This is a genomic window from Bacteroidota bacterium, assembly GCA_016721765.1.
GTDB lineage: Bacteria > Bacteroidota > Bacteroidia > UBA4408 > UBA4408 > UBA4408.
In genome coordinates this window covers 2,017,661-2,037,044 of sequence record JADKHO010000001.1, presented here as the reverse complement: position 1 = coordinate 2,037,044, position 19,384 = coordinate 2,017,661, and the positions used below count along the sequence as shown (strand labels likewise).

Genomic DNA, 19,384 nt, shown 5'->3' with positions numbered 1-19,384 from the left:
AAAAAATAAGACCCTATTCTGAGAACAAACTTACACTGCCTTTTTGCAGCTTATTCACATGCAAATAATTGGTGTATTCCACAATCCAATAGTAAACCCCATCCGGACACTTTTTACTATATGCATTACCGGCCCATGGGCGATTAATAATATCTGTTGTATAATAAATTTCTTGGCCCCAACGATTAAACACTTTTAGTTGGGCATCAATAATTCCGCGCATTTCGATGGGAAGAAATGCATTGTTAAATCCATCATTATTAGGTGTAATTACATTCGGAAGGAGCAGTATTTCGCAATCCTCCACTTTCGTTTCAAAAGATTTGGAGCAATTCAGGTAATTGATATTTACAACATAGTTGCCAGGTTGATTTATTGTTATGTTAGCGGAAGAAGACCCCTCGCTCCACATGTAGCTCGCCCCGGGAATAAATGCATTTAACTCAATCCCATTTTCACTGCAAATACTGGTATCCCTTAAAAGACTTGGCTTAGGAAAAAATTTAAAGTCGACAAGTATGGTATCACTAACACTCTCCTGCCTGCAGGAGTTTGAAGCGCGTAACCAGTATTTGCCGGGTTGAGAAACAATAATTTGAGCAGCAGTTTCGCCGGTAGACCAAACAAACAAATCGAATTCAGCATTGCTTTTATTTTGCAGGGCAATGGAGCTTCCAGCGCATAAGCTAGTATCACCACCCAAGTTGACTTGCAAAGGCGAGAAGCTAGAGCAAATAAAGTAGGTGGAATCGATTCTAGTTTCGCTTATCAAAAATTGATTGTTGGAAGTATAGCTGCGCGATGTGACGCTTGTAGTTAAGCTATTTTGAACAAGTGGCACATTAGTGCTATTTACCACCAATCCGGTATCACAAGAAAAATGCTGATTTATATCAGCCTTAAGAAAAGCCAAACGAGAAATTACCGCAGGATCGTTAATGGTAATTGCTCCTCCAATCACCGCACTGCTATCCTTTAAAAAACAAGCAGAAGAAAAATTATAAGAAATATTAAAGGCATTGTTTTCGATCGCAGTTTGATTTATCACATTTAAATCCTTGTCAAATTCGGTAATGGTTTGATAACTTTTTCCGTTGACTTGTTTAGGATGCAAAAAAATAAAATTGCCATTGTACTTGCTTGTGAGTTGCATGGGAACGCCAATAAAATCAAGTTGCCTTTTTCCTCCCCAAAGCATATTACCCAATTTATCAATTTTATAAAAACAAACCGTATCAGTGCTGCCAATTCCATTAGTATAGCCGTTAAAAATAAAGCCATCATCTACTTCCACAGGTTTATAATAATGATACATACCATCTAGAATCTTGCTTGTCCAAAGCTCATTTCCATTTATATCTGTTTTAATAAAAATATTTCCGGTGCGCATTAAAAAGCCGTTATCCTTGGTAAGTATAGCACCGCCCCAAATACCCCCATGATTATAAAGTTTGCTCCAGATAATATTCCCTGAATTAGAAATTTTAGATAGGGTATTAAATACCTCATTTGTAGCAAGTAATGTGGCATTTCCATAAGTAAAAAAATTACCGGAATGGTCTTGTATGAGCGTGTATGGAGCTTCACCATAAAGTGGATCTGAGAATGATTTACACCAAATAACATTTCCTTGTGCATCGGCATTTACCATAATTGGATAATAATTCGAACCCGGGCTGCATCGCACTAAAAAAGCAAATCCACCGCTATTGGTGGGAATTAGATCTATACCATGAATGCTTAAGCCACTAAACGAATATTTTTGCGTCCATTGAAAAATCCCACACGAGTTAAACTTGTAAATCTTGCAACTATCGAGTGTAAATAAAAGCCAACCCCCATCATTTGAAGGTATTACCCTCACTTGCTGACTGTAGTTGAATTGATGCAATGCTTTCAAAAATGTTGGCCTTTGAGCTATTCCTTCAAAAACAAAGAATAGCAATAACGTCACCATTAGTAATCGTTTCATGTTCACAGTGTAAAACCCATTTTTATATATTTCGCTTATGGGATTAAATTTACATTAATCTAATTTGCTTTTAAAGCAGTTAACAATAAAAAGTATTTGTAGCCGCTAAACAGCAAGTATCCACCAATCAACGGCGCCCAATTACAACAAAAAATAATCATCCTGATTGAATTCCAAGAGCATTTCATTTTTTTAATACATTTGCCGCATGATAACTAGCGACCAATTAAGAGACGTGAGCTCCCGAAGAGAGGAACTGAGGAGGCATCTTTGACGTTGATAAAAAATTAAAAGACATAGCCGAGGTAGAAGAAAAAACCCTTGCTCCCAATTTCTGGGATGACCCTAAAAAAGCCGAGGAAACGCTTAAACAAATCCAGCAAATTAAGCAGTGGACTGGAGCATACTCCGAATTAGAAGGAAGTTGCGACGATCTTATGACTATTTATGATTTTTATAAAGAAGGTGAAGCCACAGAAAAAGAAGTGGATGAACATTATGCTTCATGCATTTTACTGTTGGAAAAACTAGAATTTAAAAACATGCTGAGTGGAAAAGAAGATGGCTTAAGCGCTATTCTTACCATCAATTCGGGTGCAGGCGGAACAGAGAGTCAAGATTGGGCCGAGATGCTCATGCGCATGTACATCATGTGGGCACAAAAGCACAATTGTAAAGTAACCGAAGAGGATTTGCAACCGGGTGATGGCGCAGGAATAAAATCTGCCACCTTACAAATAGAAGGAGATTTTGCTTATGGCTATTTAAAAGGAGAAAGTGGTGTGCACCGATTAGTGCGGATTTCGCCATTTGATGCCAATGCAAAACGACATACTTCCTTTGCCAGTGTTTACGCTTATCCTCTTATTGATGATACTATCCAAATTGATATAAATCCAGCCGATATAGAATGGGATACTTTTAGAAGTGGTGGAGCCGGAGGTCAAAACGTAAATAAAGTGGAGACAGCAGTTCGCCTGCATCACAAGCCAAGCGGTATCATAATAAAAAACCAAGAATCGCGATCGCAATTACAGAATAAAGACAAAGCCATGCAACTTTTGAAGTCGCAATTGTATGAAATTGAAATGCGTAAACGTCGCGAAAGCACAGCTCTGATTGAAAGTGGTAAAAAGAAAATTGAATGGGGATCTCAAATTCGAAACTATGTATTTCATCCCTATAAATTAGTTAAGGATTTACGAACCGAAACGGAAACAAGCGATGTGCAAGCGGTGATGGATGGAGAATTGGACGATTTTATTAAAGCTTATTTGATGGAGTATGGAAGCAGTTAATCTAAAAAAAATTAGGTAAGTAGAAAGTGCGCAACAAGCAGTAAAATAAACTGCAGTAACATTAATCCTTCAATCCAAAATGCCACAAAATACTCATTTTTTTTAGCTGAAGATTGTGCAATAAAAAAAAGTGAAATTATACCTGATAACAAATAGCCCACTCCAGTTGCCCTTGCATCAAAATAATGAAAATACACACCTACAAGTTGCAACAATATAAAGAGTAGCATGCTTGCAATAGAAAGTTGAACGGATTTTTTTTCGCCAAACACCACCGGAAAGGTTTTGATTCCATTTTTTTTATCCACTTCAATGTCACGAATATCAAATGGCAGGGTAATTGAAAAAATAAATACGACACGTGCACAAAATGAAAAAATAACAGGTGTAGAAAATAGATTTTGAAAATCATTTTCGATTATCGGAAACAACACTGTTACGGCACTCCAGACACCTGCTACTAAAAATATTTTCAGGAAAGGAAGCTGACGCAAGCGCTTCATAGAATCCATATTTCTTGAAAAAGGAGTCGCATACAAAACCGAAATAACAAACAAAGGAAGTAAAAACAGCAAGGTTCGTTTACTTAAACTGAACATTGAAATAATTATTCCCAAAACCGAAGAAAAGCAAATTATGGCAATTGAAAGTCGATTCGCAAACACCCATTTGGCACGTTTGGTAAACGGTTCTTTTAAATCCAATTTTGCAAATAAAAGTTTACGATAATTGTAGATAAGAAGGGTGGAGAAAAAAACGAAAATTGAGGTAGGATTTACTAAACTTAGTTGTGAAGAAAAATAAAGCTCGTTCAGGGTTTGGAAATAAGCACATAGTGCAACAAAGATATTGCCGAATAAAAATAAATGTCCTATTTTATTAAGCAAACGCAAATTTTGAAATCACCTTTTAAGCAAAATTAAATTAGCGGTAGCATATCCAACCAGCATTCCAATACCTCCCCCAATAATTGAATTTTGAATAACTTTTGAACGGGCTTCCTTTTCGTAACCCATTCGATACACTTCTTCCTTTAATAAATCGGGATTGGAAACATATTTCTTTCGAATTTTAATCCAACGTGAACCTACAATTACAGTGTAAAGTGCCGGAGCTATTGGTGCCAAAAAACTAAGTACCAAACCGCCACCTAGGCCTACAACTGCTGCTCCTGCTGTAGCCGCTGGCGTTTTGTAGCCTGCAGCAGCATCCTGCTCACCTTGAATATAAATGCGCATTTCGGCAGGCGTGAAATACTCATTTTCGAGCGTATCCTGATGATATACTATGACTTCCTTTCCGTCTGCATATTTTATGGAATAAATATCCTCTTTGTACCAGGTTTTTATTTTTGCTTTACCGGGACGCTGCACGCTAATTCGCTTATAATCGGTGGTGTCTAACACTTTCACATTTGCATAGTCACCGTTTATAAACAATACCTCATCCTGCGCAACTGTAACGTGTGGCAAAATAAGCAGGGCAAAAAAGAAAGAAAGCAGGAAACAATTGTATATTCTCATAAACGAAAGGGTATAAAAACCAAAGATACGGTTCTGATGGGAAATGAAAAATAAATCCCGATTTTTAGTTCAAACTGAACCATTTTTTACTTCAAATGTTCGTACATTTGCACGCCTAAAATTATTAACCGAAAACCAACGAAAAATGCCGCATACAAAATTTGAATATCGTCATATTGGACCTAATAAAAACCAAATTGAAACAATGCTCTCTAAAATTGGAGCAAGCAGTTTGGATGCACTCATTTCCGAAACAATTCCTGCAAATATCAGACTAAAAAAACCGCTAGCAATAGGAGATGCGATGTCGGAATACGAATACCTTGTTAGTTTAAAAGAACTCGGAAAAAAGAATAAAATTTATAAATCATTAATTGGATTGGGGTATAACAATTGTGTAGTTCCTCCGGTAATTCAAAGAAATATTTTGGAAAATCCGGGTTGGTACACAGCCTATACTCCCTATCAAGCCGAAATTGCGCAAGGGCGCTTGGAGGCACTGCTTAATTTTCAAACCATGGTAATGGATTTAACCGGTATGGAAATCGCTAATGCATCACTATTAGATGAAGCCACTGCAGCAGCTGAAGCAATGATCATGTTTTATAATAATCGCTCACGCGATGCAGTAAAAAAGAATGTTCATCAGTTTTTTGTTTCAAAAGATTGTTTTCCGCAAACCATTGCACTTTTGCAAACACGTTCTGCTCCGCTTGGCATCGAATTAGTTATTGCTGACCATACTAGCTTTGAATTTACAGAAGCATTTTTTGGCGGAATAATTCAATACCCGGATGTCAATGGAAAAGTTTCAGATTATGCCGCTTTTGTTAATGCGGCACATGCAAAAAATGCTTCTATCGTTGTAGCTGCCGATTTGTTGAGTTTAGCCTTGCTTACACCACCCGGTGAATGGGGCGCAGATGTAGTGGTTGGAAATTCTCAACGTTTTGGCGTACCAATGGGGTATGGTGGTCCGCATGCTGCATTTTTTGCAACCAAAGAAGATTTTAAACGCATTTTACCCGGTAGAATCATTGGTGTTTCGGTTGACACGCATGGAAATCGTGCATTGCGTATGGCTTTGCAAACACGTGAACAGCATATTCGTCGTGATAAAGCAACTTCTAATATTTGCACGGCTCAAGCTTTATTAGCGATTATGGCAGGTATGTTTGCCGTATATCACGGTCCTGCCGGAATTAAATCGATGGCGCAAAAAATAAATTCCCTCAGCTTTTTGCTTGCTGAAGAATTAAAAAAACTAGGGTACACCCTTAGCCATGAAATATATTTTGATACTGTAAAAATTATTTTCCCCAATACAGTTATTGAAGGCACAGTGCATCAGCTTGCTCTTGCGCAACAATATAATTTCAGGTTTCCGGATTCCACCAGTGCCTGTATCTCGCTTGACGAAACAAGCAGCCTTACAGATGTAAACAATATCGTAAATATTTTTGCACAAGCACTTCAAAAGGCGCCTGTTACACTCGAAGGCAAGGATTTACCAGCACAAAAATCGGCTGTATTCAATTCTATTTTTGAACGTAAATCAGCTTACTTAACGCATCCAATATTTAATTCTTATCACAGCGAGACAGAATTAATGCGCTATATAAAGCGCCTTGAGAACAAAGATTTATCGCTCACGCATTCTATGATTTCCCTTGGGTCATGCACCATGAAATTAAATGCAGCGGCCGAATTAATTCCTATTACTTGGGCTGAATTTGCTTACATACATCCCTTCGCACCCATTGAACAAACGGAAGGATACCAACAAATTTTTATTGAATTGGAGAAAATGTTATGTGAAATTACAGGTTTTGCTGCCATGTCTTTTCAACCCAACTCAGGTGCCCAAGGAGAATATGCAGGTTTATTGGTGATTCGTGAATACCATATTTCAAGAGGCGATGCACACCGCACCATTGCATTAATTCCATCCTCAGCTCACGGTACAAACCCCGCAAGTGCTGCCATGGCCGGAATGCAAATTATTGTAGTAAAATGTGATGAAAACGGGAATATCGACATAAACGACCTCAGACAAAAAGCAGAACTTCACAAGGAAAAGCTTTCTTGTCTAATGGTTACTTACCCTTCTACACATGGTGTGTATGAAGAAGGTATTATTGAAATTACAGATATCATTCACCAAAATGGTGGACAAGTATATATGGATGGCGCCAACATGAATGCTCAAGTGGGCTTAACAAGTCCAGGAAATATCGGTGCTGATGTTTGCCATTTGAATTTGCATAAAACCTTTGCAATTCCGCATGGTGGAGGCGGCCCGGGTATGGGACCAATTGGCGTAGCAGCGCATCTTCAACCATTTCTTCCCTCCCACCCTTTGGTTAAAACAGGCGGAGATAAAGGGATTAAAGCAGTTTCAGCGGCCCCTTGGGGTAGTTCTTTAATTTTGCTTATATCCTATGCTTATTGTAAAATGCTTGGCGCAGAAGGGCTTACCAATTCTACTAAAATGGCCATTTTAAATGCGAATTACATCAAAGAAACATTGAAAGATTATTACAGCACGCTTTATACCGGTAAAAATGGTCGTTGCGCGCACGAGATGATATTAGATTGTGCTGAATTCAAAAAGACAGCGCAGGTAGAAGTTGCAGATATTGCAAAACGTCTAATGGACTATGGTTTTCATGCGCCAACCGTTTCCTTTCCGGTGCACGATACGATCATGGTGGAGCCAACAGAAAGTGAATCCTTGGATGAACTGAATCGTTTTTGCCAAGCAATGATTTCAATTCGTAAGGAAATAGATGAAATTGCTAATGGTAAAGCAGATGTAACAGATAATGTAATTAAAAATGCCCCGCATACGGGTAAAGAAGCTACCGCTGATGTATGGTCACATTCTTACTCACGTCAAAAAGCTGTTTATCCACTAAAATGGGTAGCTGAAAATAAATTTTGGCCAAGTGTTGGTCGCATTGACAATGCTTATGGCGACCGCAATTTAATTTGCTCTTGCCCTTCAATTGAAAGTTATGCTGAGGAATTAATTGCGAATTAGGGCTTTAACTATTATTGGCAAAGATTATAGAAAACTGTCAGTTGGCTTACATCGTATGTTTATGGGCAACAGTAATTTTGCTAAAAAAATATACAGATGAAAAAATCATTTAGCGGTTTAGCCTTGGCTATTAGTTTACTTTCAAGTAGTTGCCAAAGTCAAACTTCACCTCAACATCCAAAACAAAAAATGACATACAATAAGCTTACACCAGCCGAAGAATATGTGATACTAAACAAAGGAACGGACATGCCTTTTACAGGGGAGTATTACAAGAAAAAAGACAAGGGAATTTACATTTGCAGGCAATGCAATGCGCCCTTATATGCATCGAAAGATAAGTTTGATTCAGAATGCGGTTGGCCAAGTTTTGATGATGAAATTAAAGGTGCAGTATCCCGTATAACAGATGCTGACGGCCGAAGAACAGAGATTGTTTGCAACAATTGCAAGGGACATTTGGGCCATGTATTTTTAGGAGAAGGGTTTACCTCAAAGGAAACAAGGCATTGTGTAAATACAAGTTCCATTAAATTTGTAGCAGCTGATGACATAAAAAATATCCCTACTGTTATTAAAGCAAAATAAAATTATGAGCTAATAAAAAAGAGGCTGTCTCACTAGGGGCAGCCTCTTTTTTATTTTATTACTTAGTAAATAGTAACTCTCTATATTTTGGTAAAGGCCATGCTTCATCATCTACGAGCAACTCCAATTTATCCACATGCTCACGAATAATGTCGAAATAAGGTTTAACGTTATCGCAATACGCAACCGCTTGTTTTTTTCCACCATCCAATTTATTTGCCTTCTTGCGTTCGTTTATCATTTTTTCAACACCGGTCTTAATTCCGGTAATATGCTCCGAAATTTCACTTACCATTTTAATTTGAGTTTCTGCCATTTTCTTAAATTCTGAGGCTCCGAATATCGCTTTCAAACCTTCCACATTCTCAATCAATAAATTTTGATATTTAAGTGCTGTTGGAATGATGTGATTTATTGCGAGATCACCCATTACCCGTGATTCAATTTGAATTTTTTTAGTGTAGGTTTCTAAAGCTATTTCGTGACGGGCTTCCATTTCGCGGTGACTCAAAATGTTATGTTTTGCATACAAGTCGAGTGTTTTCTTACTTACCATCGCATCCAATGCATCTGGGGTAGTTTTTATGTTTGATAAACCACGCTTTGCTGCTTCCTTCACCCATTCTTCGCCATACCCGTTTCCTTCGAAGCGAATTTTTTTGCTTTCGATAATGTATTTTTTCAACACTTGGTAAATGGCTTCATCCTTCTTCACATCCTTTGCCAATAAAGCATCAACTTCCTTTTTAAATACATTTAATTGTTCAGCCAAAACCAAGTTTAATACAGTCATGGAAGGCGAGCAGTTTGCTGAAGAACCTACCGCGCGGAACTCAAATTTATTTCCGGTAAATGCAAAGGGTGAAGTTCTGTTTCTATCGGTATTATCCAATAGTATTTCCGGCACCTTTGCAAAGTTCAATTTCAAATCGGTTTTTGCTTCTGGTGACATTTTTCCACTGTGCACTTTTTTCTCTAACTCATCTAAAATGGCACTCAATTGAGAACCAATAAATGCTGAGAAAATCGCTGGAGGTGCTTCGTTCGCGCCTAATCGGTGATCATTACCTGCAGAAGCAATCGTGGCGCGCATCAAATCTGCATTGTCATGAACTGCTTTAATGATGTTTACAAAAAAGGCTAAAAACTGAAGATTCGTTTTAGGCGTTTTTCCAGGTGATAATAAATTTTTTCCGGTATTGGTACTCAAGCTCCAATTGTTATGTTTACCCGATCCGTTCACGCCGGCAAAAGGTTTTTCGTGCAACAAAATTCTGAAATTATGGCGACGTGCTACTTTCTCCATCATATCCATCAGCAATTGATTGTGATCCACCGCCAAGTTCGCTTCTTCATACACAGGAGCACACTCAAATTGATTCGGAGCCACCTCGTTGTGACGCGTTTTTATAGGAATACCCAGCATTAAACATTCTGCTTCTAAATCGCGCATAAAATTTAATACTCTGTCAGGGATCGAACCAAAATAATGATCTTCCAACTGCTGCCCTTTTGCTGGTGCATGTCCAAATAAAGTTCTTCCTGTCATTAATAAATCAGGGCGCGCATTGTGCAACGCTGCATCCACCAAAAAATACTCTTGCTCCCATCCAAGTGTCGCAACAACCTTGGTTACATTTTTATCAAAATATTGACATACTTCGGTTGCTGCTTTATCGATAGCGTGAAGCGATTTCAATAAAGGAGTTTTGTAATCCAATGCCTCACCGGTATAAGAAACGAAAATAGTTGGAATACATAATGTAGTACCAATAATAAAGGCAGGAGAAGTAGGATCCCAAGCTGTATATCCGCGTGCTTCAAAAGTATTGCGAATTCCACCACTCGGAAAGCTGGAAGCATCCGGTTCTTGTTGCACCAATTGCGCAGCATCAAAATTTTCGATAGCCTTTCCATCCCCTATTGGTTCAAAAAAAGCATCGTGTTTTTCGGCTGTAGCTCCGGTTAAAGGCTGAAACCAGTGCGTGTAATGTGTTGCTCCCTTTTCCAAAGCCCATACTTTCATGGCAGAGGCAACCTGACCCGCTATTTTGCGGTCAATTTGTGTTCCTTGCTCCATAGCCATCATCACACTTTCGTATGCTTCTTTAGGAAGCGACTCTTGCATGACTTGTTTGCTGAAAACACTTGCTCCAAAAAGCTTAGAGCTTACTTTACCATGGTCAACCGGCACTATTGGTGTGCGGGCCATCAATTCTTCTAATGCTTTAAATCGGTGTATTGCCATTTTTTTATTGTTGAATTATTGATTTTTTGAATTATTGAATTAGTAATTAATTGAAATGCGATAATTATCAATTTTTAGTATAAACGGTTTTTAAAAATTTAGTCTTCCAACTCATATCTGCTCACAACTATGTGAACCCTTTGTTTCCTATGTTCCTATGTGTTTAATTTATCCTCCATGCGCCATTCCTAACAGCATATAAACACTTGAAGCAATCTTAAACTTCGGTTTGAAACGGAGAATTTGTAAAAAGGTTATCCATTTCGGACACAAATGTATTTTTTTTTTGAATACCCCCCTATTTTTTCAATACAATTTTAAAAATAAATGATTTTTTTTATTAACAACCCCCTATTAATTACTTTTAAATCTAAAAGTAGTTTATTTTCGCTTGCAGCAAAATAATGTTTGTACCTTCGGGCTCCATTCAATTCCCTCACAATGAAAAACGCTGAAACTGCGATACAAATTCGATTTGTGGATTTGGATCAATTTGGTCATGTCAACAATGCCATCTATCTCTCTTACTTAGAAGTATCTCGTCTTCCTTACTTTGATAACATTATTGGCACCATCGACTGGCTCAACGAAGGAATTATTTTAGCGAAAGCAGAGATAGATTATAAAATCCCCATTTTATTAAAAGACCAAATCAAAATTAAAACCTGGTGCAGCCGCATGGGCTCCAAGAGTTTCGACCTTTCCTATTCTATTTTAAAAACAGAAAACAACCTGGATGTGGAAGTAGCCACCGCAAGAACCGTAATGGTGTGCTTTAATTATGTGAAACAAATCAGCATCGCGGTGCCGGATGCATGGAAAGGACGTATGTTAGCTACTTAATTGACTTTGCGCCAAAAGCAATTGCCAGTCAGTTATAAATCACATTACTCTTTTGCAGAAAAAAATCCGCGACCTCTGCGACTCCATAGCGCTCTTTGCGGTTAAATACGAAACATAAATCCTAAAGTACTGTTGGCAGAAATTCTGCGTACTTTATTTACCATCCAAAATTTGACGAATCTTAATCGCCGTAAGCGGATGATAATTCGCTTGGGATTGATCAAATATTTTCTGCGCACGGGCTTTCCCATCAGCACTTTTAAGCAACTCTCGATAAATAGGTTCTAAAAACTTTTTTCTACCTACACTTCCTAAAAAACGCTCCATTGCCGGATTAGCGGTTGTATAGCCCGAAGCAATTGACAACTTAAACCACTCCGCTGCAATTTCGCTGTTGCCCGTTTCGGTTAAATTAAAATCTGCATCCAATTTTTCAAGCTTAGCCAAAGGCTGGGGCCGATTTAATTTTCTTAAAAATTGTAACCACTCGTGTGTGGTCCATTCCTTTGCTTGGATAGTGCTCATCTCTACACTGTTCTCAAATGCCTCCCTAACTTTATCAACCACTTCAAATCGAGTTGGGTTTTCGTGCACAAAAGAGTTTGGCAAAGCAGTTCCAAATACCCATTCCTTAATATGAAGATTATTAAAAATGGAAGTATCCCCGTCTGCTAATTTTTCTTCCATAAAATCCAAACAAGCTTGTGTAGTAATAGGTGTAAACGCATATTTACTAATATACTCGTTGAGATAAGCATCAAATTTTTTTCTTCCAATTTGTTCTTCTAACACCTTTAAAAAGATGGCCCCTTTTTCATAAGGAATATTCGAAAATGCGTTCTCCGGATTTCTATTGTTCAAATCCAATCGTAAACGTGTATCGGGATTATTGGCTCCTAGGGCTGCGTAATCGCTTTCCATATCTTGATAGCCTTGCTCCCAAAGCATATCGGTATAGGATTTTCCCGAAATACTTTCCATGATTCTCCGCTCAAAATAGGTAGTAAAACCTTCATTTAGCCAAATATCATCCCAGGTTGCATTCGTAACCAAATTACCACTCCAACTATGCGCCATTTCATGCGCTATAAGCGAAACCAGGCTTTTATCGCCGGCTATAATTGTGGGAGTAGAAAAAGTGAGACGGGGGTTCTCCATGCCTCCAATTGGGAATGAAGGTGGAGCAATAAGTACATCGTAATTTCCCCAACGGTAAGGTCCGCAAATAGCTTCTGCAGCCTGCATCATTCTGGGAATATCGCTTAATTCATTGGCTGACTTCTCTAACATGATGGGTTCGGAATAAACTCCACTGCGGGCATCAATGGCTTTGTATTCAATATCTCCAACTGCTAAAGCAATTAAATAACTGGGAATTGGGATTTCCATTTGAAAAGCATAGCGCCCGGATTCATTCTTATGTTGCGGATTTTTTGCACTCATCAGCGCAAGCATGCCTTTGGGAACCTGCACATTTGCATTATAGGTAATACGAATTGCCGGCACATCCTGGCAAGGGAGAAGTGAGCGCGCTTGTATACTCTCGCATTGTGTAAATAAAAATGGCCTTTTCTTCCCGGCTGTTTGCGTGGGCTCCAACCATTGAAGCGCTTTTGCCTTTGGACCAGTGGTGTATTCAATGCTCACCAAAGAGTCGTTTTCTTCAATAGGAATAACTAAACCGCTTCCATACTCCGCATTAAATGTACCCACAAAAAAGTCAACTTTTCTATCATTTACTTTCACACTTTTTACATTCAAATCGTAGCTGTCAAAGCGAATAAATTTTGTCTTCGTTTTATTTTTAAAACTCCAAGTGGCTGTAGCGTGAATTTGTCTGGTTTCAAAATCAACCGCGGCATCCCATTGCAAATGTGTTGTGCGCACACTGTCGTAATTGGAGTAAGTGCTCATTCTTTTGTTTAATGAGATGGTGGGTTGAGCTTGTTTTTGTTTACAAGCTGCCAAGCTAAGTATTAAAAATAGCAGTAGATAGTATTGTCGCATACAGGGTTATTTTTTACAGCTTCAAATGTAAGAGATAAAAATAGTTTGCTGCATCATATATTTTTAGACCCGCAGAAATGCTTAATTTTATGCACCACAAAACCTTATGCAAATCAAATCTGCTCTTCGTGCTTTTGTTATTTTATTTTTTATTAGTTCTAATATATGGGCGCAGCATTTTTGGGTTCCTGATGCTGCATTTAGAAACCAATTAAAAATTAAGTATCCAAGCTGTTTTACATTACAGGATTCACTTCTCACTAATTGTGCTCCTATCACAACTGATACAGCGCTGAATGTGAGGTATAGCTCCTTGCAAAATTTAACAGGTATACATTTTTTTAGCGGACTTAGGTATCTTGATTGCGCAGGAAATAATCTTACCTCATTACCAACCCTGCCTGTTTCACTTAGAACTTTATTTTGCGCACACAATTATTTGGATAGCCTTCCTTATCTTCCTGATTCATTAATTTTTATTGATTGCACAGCTAACCTATTAACAAGTATTCCAATTCTCCCAAATTCCTTAATCACACTTCAGTGCGATGGAAATTTACTTCCAACTCTTCCTACATTGCCAAATGCTTTAAGGGCCTTGTCTTGTCGAAATAATTTGTTGACAATATTGCCTTCACTTCCCAATTCGCTTTCCGGCTTAGGCTGCGGTTATAATTTATTAACCACTTTGCCTGCTATGCCTGTTGACCTAAGAGGATTATATTGCGAAGGCAATTTTTTAAGTACTATTGGGCCATTACCAGCTTCCTTAGAATACTTTTGGTGTTCCAATAACTTACTCACCAGTTTGCCCACACTGCCTAACCTAATTCAATTGGCATGCAGTCAAAATTTTATTCCTATCCTTCCTCAACTACCTAGTTCGTTATACGAAATGGGTTGCTCTGGAAATCTGTTGACCTCACTGCCATCACTTCCAAATATGATGCGGTCTCTGGATTGTTCTAATAATTTACTTACAGCTCTCCCCGCATTACCCGATTCGCTGGAATGGTTGGAATGCCCACTCAATCAAATTTCGAGTATTCCACAACTTCCCACAAAACTTCATTACCTTAATGTTTCAGATAACCCCATTGCCTGTTTGCCACAATTACCCATTAGTTTAAATTATTTTGTAATGAACAATACTTCCATTATTTGCTTGCCAAATATCCTAAATGGAGTTACACCCAATCTCCCAATCTGTACATCTGCTTCTCCATGCAACCCTTTATTCATTGATAAATTAAACGTTGCTCAAATCAAAATTTTTTCGAACCCCATCAGCAAAACAGCATTGATTTCTTGCAATCAAGGTGAAATTATTGGAAAGGTTGAATTAATAAACAACTTGGGAATTACCCTACAAACAAAAATTATTTCAAGTACTTCTTTCATTTGGGATTTGGAGAACTTACCTTCAGGAATGTATTGGTTTAAAGGTCAACAATGGATCGAGAAATTTCTTAAAATATAGATGAGAGCATACTTAATACTCCTTTGTTACTTTTACAGCATAAGTATAAATGCACAGGAAAGCTTTAAAATTAAATTTGTGGCAAATTCTGGATTTTCAGAATTTGGCCAGGTAAACACATCCATTATTAAGCTAAACTCCAAGGATAGTATCCAACTTGAAACACTAAAAATTTACATATCAGAACTTAGCATTTTAAATGACAAAAATGTAATTTGGAAGGAACAAAATAGTTTTCATTTAATTGATTTTAGTCATCCATCAACCCTTTTGCTTATTTTGAAATTGCCTTCTTATCAGTCCTTCAATAAACTAAAATTCAATCTCGGCATCGATAGCTTAACCAATGTATCCGGTGCAATGGGCGGTGATTTAGATCCAACTAATGGAATGTATTGGACCTGGCAGAGTGGTTACATCAATTTTAAACTCGAAGGAAAAAGTAATTTAAGTACTGCCAGAAAAAATGAATTCCAGTTTCATTTAGGTGGATATCACTATCCTTATAATTGTCTACAAACAGTTGAATTAGCTGTACCAATCCAAGATTCAATTACACTCGTTTTTGACATAAAAAAGCTGCTTTCTGAAATCGATTTTTCACAGATCTCGCACATTATGTCGCCCGGAAAGGATGCCCTTGATCTTTCACAAAAAGCAGCAAAAGCATTTTATGTTAAACCATGACGGTAAAGAAAGTCGCTTCCCTCCTATTAATATGCTCTGTTATTAGTGCTTTTCATCAAGCCGAAGAATTGCTTTTTAAAGTACCCACAAATTGGCCAAAACCTGCATATAATTTTGAAAAAAATCCACTCAGCACAAAAAAAATAGCATTAGGCAGAAGTTTATTCTACGACCCTCAACTATCGCGCAACAATACAATTTCCTGCGCCAGCTGCCACAACCCATTCTCCGCCTTTGCGCATGTTGACCATGCTTTGAGTCATGGCATCGATGATAAAATTGGCACACGCAATGCACCCGCATTGATGAACTTGGCTTGGAGCAAAACGTTTATGTGGGATGGTGCCATAAATCACCTCGACATGCAAGCCCTTGCTCCAATTTCTAATCCCAAAGAAATGGACCTTCAAATGAACCAAATGGTGGCCAAATTGCAAACCACAAAAAAATATCCGCAACTATTTAAAGAAGCTTTTGGCGACAGCATAATTAGTGGTGAGAATTGTTTGAAATCCCTCTCTCAATTTATGTTAACATTAATCTCAAGCAATTCGCGTTACGATAGCGTAATGCGCAAGCAAGCAACATTTACAGAACAAGAAAAAAATGGGTATTTCTTATTTCAAAAAAAATGTTCCAGCTGTCACACAGAGCCGCTCTTTACCAATTTACAATTCGAGAACAATGGCTTGTCAATAGATACAACACTAAACGACTTTGGACGAATTAAGCTTACACATCTAAAAGATGATTCATTAAAATTTAAAGTTCCAACCTTACGAAATATCGAATTCACCTATCCCTATATGCACGATGGGCGTTTTAAACATTTATCGGAAGTACTCAATCATTACACAAAAGAAATTAAGGAGAGCAAAACACTTTCGTTTCAATTAAAAACACCTATCAAATTAAGTTCTAATGAAAAAGTGGATCTAATCGCCTTTCTGCTTACACTTACTGATAGGAATTTTTTATTCCATCCGGATTATTCTTATCCAAAATAATTAATAACAAACTAAAAGGATTTTACTTCAATTAAAAAGAAGATAAAAATAAACAGAAATCAAATTCATCCGCTTAAATCAGCGTTCTTTTTCCTGTTTATTAGCGAATTAAATTTTCTTATAAGTATAAAATAATTCTAATTAAATCGAGTAGAAAAATTTAACCGCTGGGAGCGCAACGGAGGCGCAGAGGGCGCTTTGAGTTGTAAAGTGAAGCAATATTGTTTTAAATCTTATAAAATCGAATCTCTGAAATAATCCCGAACCAAATCTGCAAAAATCAGCAGTATCCGCGTCATCCGCGTTCCATTAAGCCGTTTATCAATCTGCTTGCTTTCATCTTCAAAATCTTTACTCCTCCTAATAATACTGATAAACTGAAATGGTCTTCTCTAATTCGTTTCCATCCTTGTCAAATGTGAGCACTTCTTTTTGCAAACCACTTTTATCAAATACATTCAAGTACTTTTTATACAATGCCATCGATGCATCCAATTGTCTTACTTCAATATTTTGTTTCTCTGTATTATAAACATACACCCATTTCTCATACAGCTCACCATTTCCATCCAGCTCAATCAATTCAGCGGGTTTATTAAATGAAGTGTAAGAAATAATATAATGGTAATTGATTTCACCGGCTGCATCATAATTTATTTCCTCCACAATATTTCCAAAGTCATTGAATCGGTAAATGGTTTTTTCCTTATTCGAATTCCCTTTAAAAATGTGCTTTTCGAGTGTTTTGGTGCGGTCGTCAAAACTGTATTCCCACTTATTGAAAAAGCTTCTATTCTGTTTCAAGCCCAAGCACTGCGCTTCTCTACCGTATTCATCATAAGTATAGGTTATTTCAAGTAAGGGTAAGCCTTCACGGGTATAATTCGCTTCCTCCATTTTTTGGCCTTGGCTATCATATCTTTCATACCCAATCTTAATACCTGCTGACGCAATTTTTCCATTGTACAATTTATACACCCAATCTTCCCTAAATTTTATTTTTCCGGATTTGGGTAACTCTAATGATTTCGAAAAGGTTTCATCAGGGTAATAGCCAATTGCTAATGTTTGTGAAGTGGCTGTAAATAAGCATAGAAAAAAAAGCAGAGGTGCTATTTTAAATACTCGCATTGCATTCATGAGTTCATTTTGTGTTTTAACTCTTAAACGGAACAAGTCCTTTTAAGGTTTCAAATTTTTAGGATTAACCGATAAAAAATGGGCAAACAGCCAAAATTAAAATGCAATTACCCTTTTCTCTACCTATTACTAAAAAATTAAAATTACTTTGTCACAAAATATTATTTACCAATGAAAAAAATACTCCTTAGTCTCTCTCTTTTACTTTCACACACACTTTTTATTCAAGCTCAAACTAATCCTGCCATCCTAAACTGGTTGCAAAATAATACGGTAACAGGCCGGCATTATGTGAGTGGAAATTCAACTGCCATTGCAGATGCTGTTTTAGCAAATGTACAATCGGTTCAGTATTCCACTAACTTTGTATATGTTAGCACCAAAGGCATTCCTGCCTATATTACCGGGCCATTTCTGGATGGAAATCCCTCTCTTGCTTCCAACCAAAACGCTATTTTTAAATTCCCATTAAATCCGGTTCAAAACACGGGCACGCTTACCAATACTACAGGAGGCAATATTGGTGTTTTTATTAATGGGGTGGCATTATTCGATTATCGTGATGGTGTATCTTGGAAAAATTCCACCAATGCGCTTGCAGGAGGACCATTACCCGGTGGGCCGGGAGATGGCGTATGGAACCGCGATGCCATTGTTGGTGAACGTCTTGGTTTTGATTGCTCCAAAGGACATCCCGCCATGGGAAATTACCATCACCACCAAAATCCAAGTGCTTTTAAATTAGATTTAAATGTAATATCTACGATTTGTACTTTGTACGATGCTGACGGTTTATACGTAATTGATAGCACCCAACACTCCCCTTTAATCGGATTTGCCTATGACGGATTTCCAATCTATGGCGCCTATGCCTATCAAAACACAAATGGTACAGGAGCCATAGTTAGAATGAAATCGAGTTATTCAAAAAGAAATATTAGCACACGAACTACTTATTCAAGTGGTAATACAGTAACTGCCGGCCCCACTGTAAGTGCTACTTATCCAATCGGATATTTTCGCGAAGATTATGAATACATTCCAACCAGTGCGGCTACACCCGATTTTTTAGATGAGCACAATGGTAGGTTTTGTGTTACACCCGAATATCCTAGTGGAATATACTGTTACTTTGCTACAGTTGATGCAGGTTGGAATTCTGCTTACCCGTATGCAGTTGGCCCCACCTTTTACGGTACAAAAGTGGCAGCAAAAGTTACCAGTATCAGTGAGCCGGTAAGTACTTATACTGCGCCAAATGGTATTACAGAAACGCCTCTTTCTGACTTAAACATAAATGTATTTCCAATTCCTGCGAATGATTTTATTGCTTTGCAATTAACAACCCTTGCAAGCCATTCAATAAACCTAGGACTTTATGACTTAAACGGAAAGCGCCTTCAACAGGTCTCTATTTACCAAGGCAGTTCTATTGCATATTTTGACACAAAAAAACTGTATGCCGGCGAATATTTTATAAAAATTGAAAACGCTCCAAACCAAAATGCAAAACGGATTGTTGTGGTGAAATAGCCTACAAAATCACAC

At 37.7% G+C, this 19,384-nt stretch carries 14 protein-coding genes; 8 read left to right on the top strand and 6 right to left on the bottom strand.

From position 1 onward, the window contains the following. Nucleotides 1-13 precede the first annotated feature (13 nt). Entirely contained in the window at nt 14-1,972 is a 1,959-nt protein-coding gene (locus IPP32_07550; protein ID MBL0047930.1) for a gliding motility-associated C-terminal domain-containing protein, read from the bottom strand. Between the two features lie 208 nt (nt 1,973-2,180). Between IPP32_07550 and prfB the strand changes: the two genes are divergently transcribed. After that, nucleotides 2,181-3,270 (top strand): peptide chain release factor 2 gene (prfB, locus tag IPP32_07545; protein MBL0047929.1). Its coding sequence is split into 2 segments (ribosomal slippage): nt 2,181-2,234 and nt 2,236-3,270, totalling 1,089 coding nucleotides; the frame shifts between segments, so codons are not numbered across the junction. An 11-nt stretch (nt 3,271-3,281) separates the two neighbouring features. Here the strand turns inward: prfB and IPP32_07540 are convergent. After that, on the bottom strand, nt 3,282-3,974 hold the full coding sequence (locus IPP32_07540; protein ID MBL0047928.1) for a UbiA family prenyltransferase: 693 nt from the start codon (nt 3,972-3,974) through the stop codon (nt 3,282-3,284). Nucleotides 3,975-4,172: 198 nt separating this feature from the next. Continuing rightward, on the bottom strand, nt 4,173-4,793 hold the full coding sequence (locus IPP32_07535) for a hypothetical protein (protein MBL0047927.1): 621 nt from the start codon (nt 4,791-4,793) through the stop codon (nt 4,173-4,175). Nucleotides 4,794-4,938: 145 nt separating this feature from the next. Between IPP32_07535 and gcvP the strand changes: the two genes are divergently transcribed. Together gcvP and IPP32_07525 are read left to right on the top strand one after the other, a co-directional pair. Then, on the top strand, nt 4,939-7,836 hold the full coding sequence (gene gcvP / locus IPP32_07530) for an aminomethyl-transferring glycine dehydrogenase (protein ID MBL0047926.1): 2,898 nt from the start codon (nt 4,939-4,941) through the stop codon (nt 7,834-7,836). A 96-nt stretch (nt 7,837-7,932) separates the two neighbouring features. Next, nucleotides 7,933-8,424 (top strand): methionine-R-sulfoxide reductase, encoded by a 492-nt coding sequence (locus tag IPP32_07525; protein ID MBL0047925.1) that lies wholly within the window; start codon nt 7,933-7,935, stop codon nt 8,422-8,424. Between the two features lie 58 nt (nt 8,425-8,482). Here IPP32_07525 and IPP32_07520 read toward each other — a convergent pair whose 3' ends face one another. Next, nucleotides 8,483-10,672 carry a glutamine synthetase III gene (locus IPP32_07520; protein MBL0047924.1) on the bottom strand — a complete coding sequence of 730 codons (2,190 nt, stop codon included), beginning with the start codon at nt 10,670-10,672 and terminating at the stop codon, nt 8,483-8,485. A gap of 441 nt (nt 10,673-11,113) precedes the next feature. On the opposite strand from IPP32_07520, the gene IPP32_07515 reads away from it, so the two are divergent. Beyond that, nucleotides 11,114-11,515, top strand: a complete 402-nt coding sequence (locus tag IPP32_07515) for an acyl-CoA thioesterase (GenBank protein ID MBL0047923.1) — start codon at nt 11,114-11,116, stop codon at nt 11,513-11,515. Nucleotides 11,516-11,668: 153 nt separating this feature from the next. Here the strand turns inward: IPP32_07515 and IPP32_07510 are convergent, their stop codons facing one another. Next, nucleotides 11,669-13,522 carry a M1 family metallopeptidase gene (locus tag IPP32_07510; protein MBL0047922.1) on the bottom strand — a complete coding sequence of 618 codons (1,854 nt, stop codon included), beginning with the start codon at nt 13,520-13,522 and terminating at the stop codon, nt 11,669-11,671. A gap of 106 nt (nt 13,523-13,628) precedes the next feature. On the opposite strand from IPP32_07510, the gene IPP32_07505 reads away from it, so the two are divergent. The 3 genes from IPP32_07505 to IPP32_07495 are packed head-to-tail and all read left to right on the top strand — an operon-like array spanning nt 13,629 to nt 16,696. Next, the gene (locus IPP32_07505; protein ID MBL0047921.1) at nt 13,629-15,002 is read left to right on the top strand and encodes a hypothetical protein; all 1,374 of its coding nucleotides are present in this window, start codon (nt 13,629-13,631) and stop codon (nt 15,000-15,002) included. Then, nucleotides 15,003-15,689, top strand: coding sequence for a hypothetical protein (locus IPP32_07500; protein ID MBL0047920.1), 687 nt, complete (start codon nt 15,003-15,005; stop codon nt 15,687-15,689). Beyond that, nucleotides 15,686-16,696, top strand: coding sequence for a c-type cytochrome (locus IPP32_07495; protein ID MBL0047919.1), 1,011 nt, complete (start codon nt 15,686-15,688; stop codon nt 16,694-16,696). Before IPP32_07500 ends, IPP32_07495 begins: the two co-directional genes overlap by 4 nt. A 360-nt stretch (nt 16,697-17,056) precedes the next feature. On the opposite strand, the gene IPP32_07490 is transcribed toward IPP32_07495, so the two are convergent. Beyond that, entirely contained in the window at nt 17,057-17,836 is a 780-nt protein-coding gene (locus IPP32_07490; GenBank protein ID MBL0047918.1) for a hypothetical protein, read from the bottom strand. 171 nt (nt 17,837-18,007) lie between these two features. Here IPP32_07490 and IPP32_07485 point away from each other — a divergent pair, with 171 nt between their 5' ends. After that, nucleotides 18,008-19,369 (top strand): YHYH protein, encoded by a 1,362-nt coding sequence (locus tag IPP32_07485; GenBank protein MBL0047917.1) that lies wholly within the window; start codon nt 18,008-18,010, stop codon nt 19,367-19,369. Nucleotides 19,370-19,384: the final 15 nt, after the last annotated feature.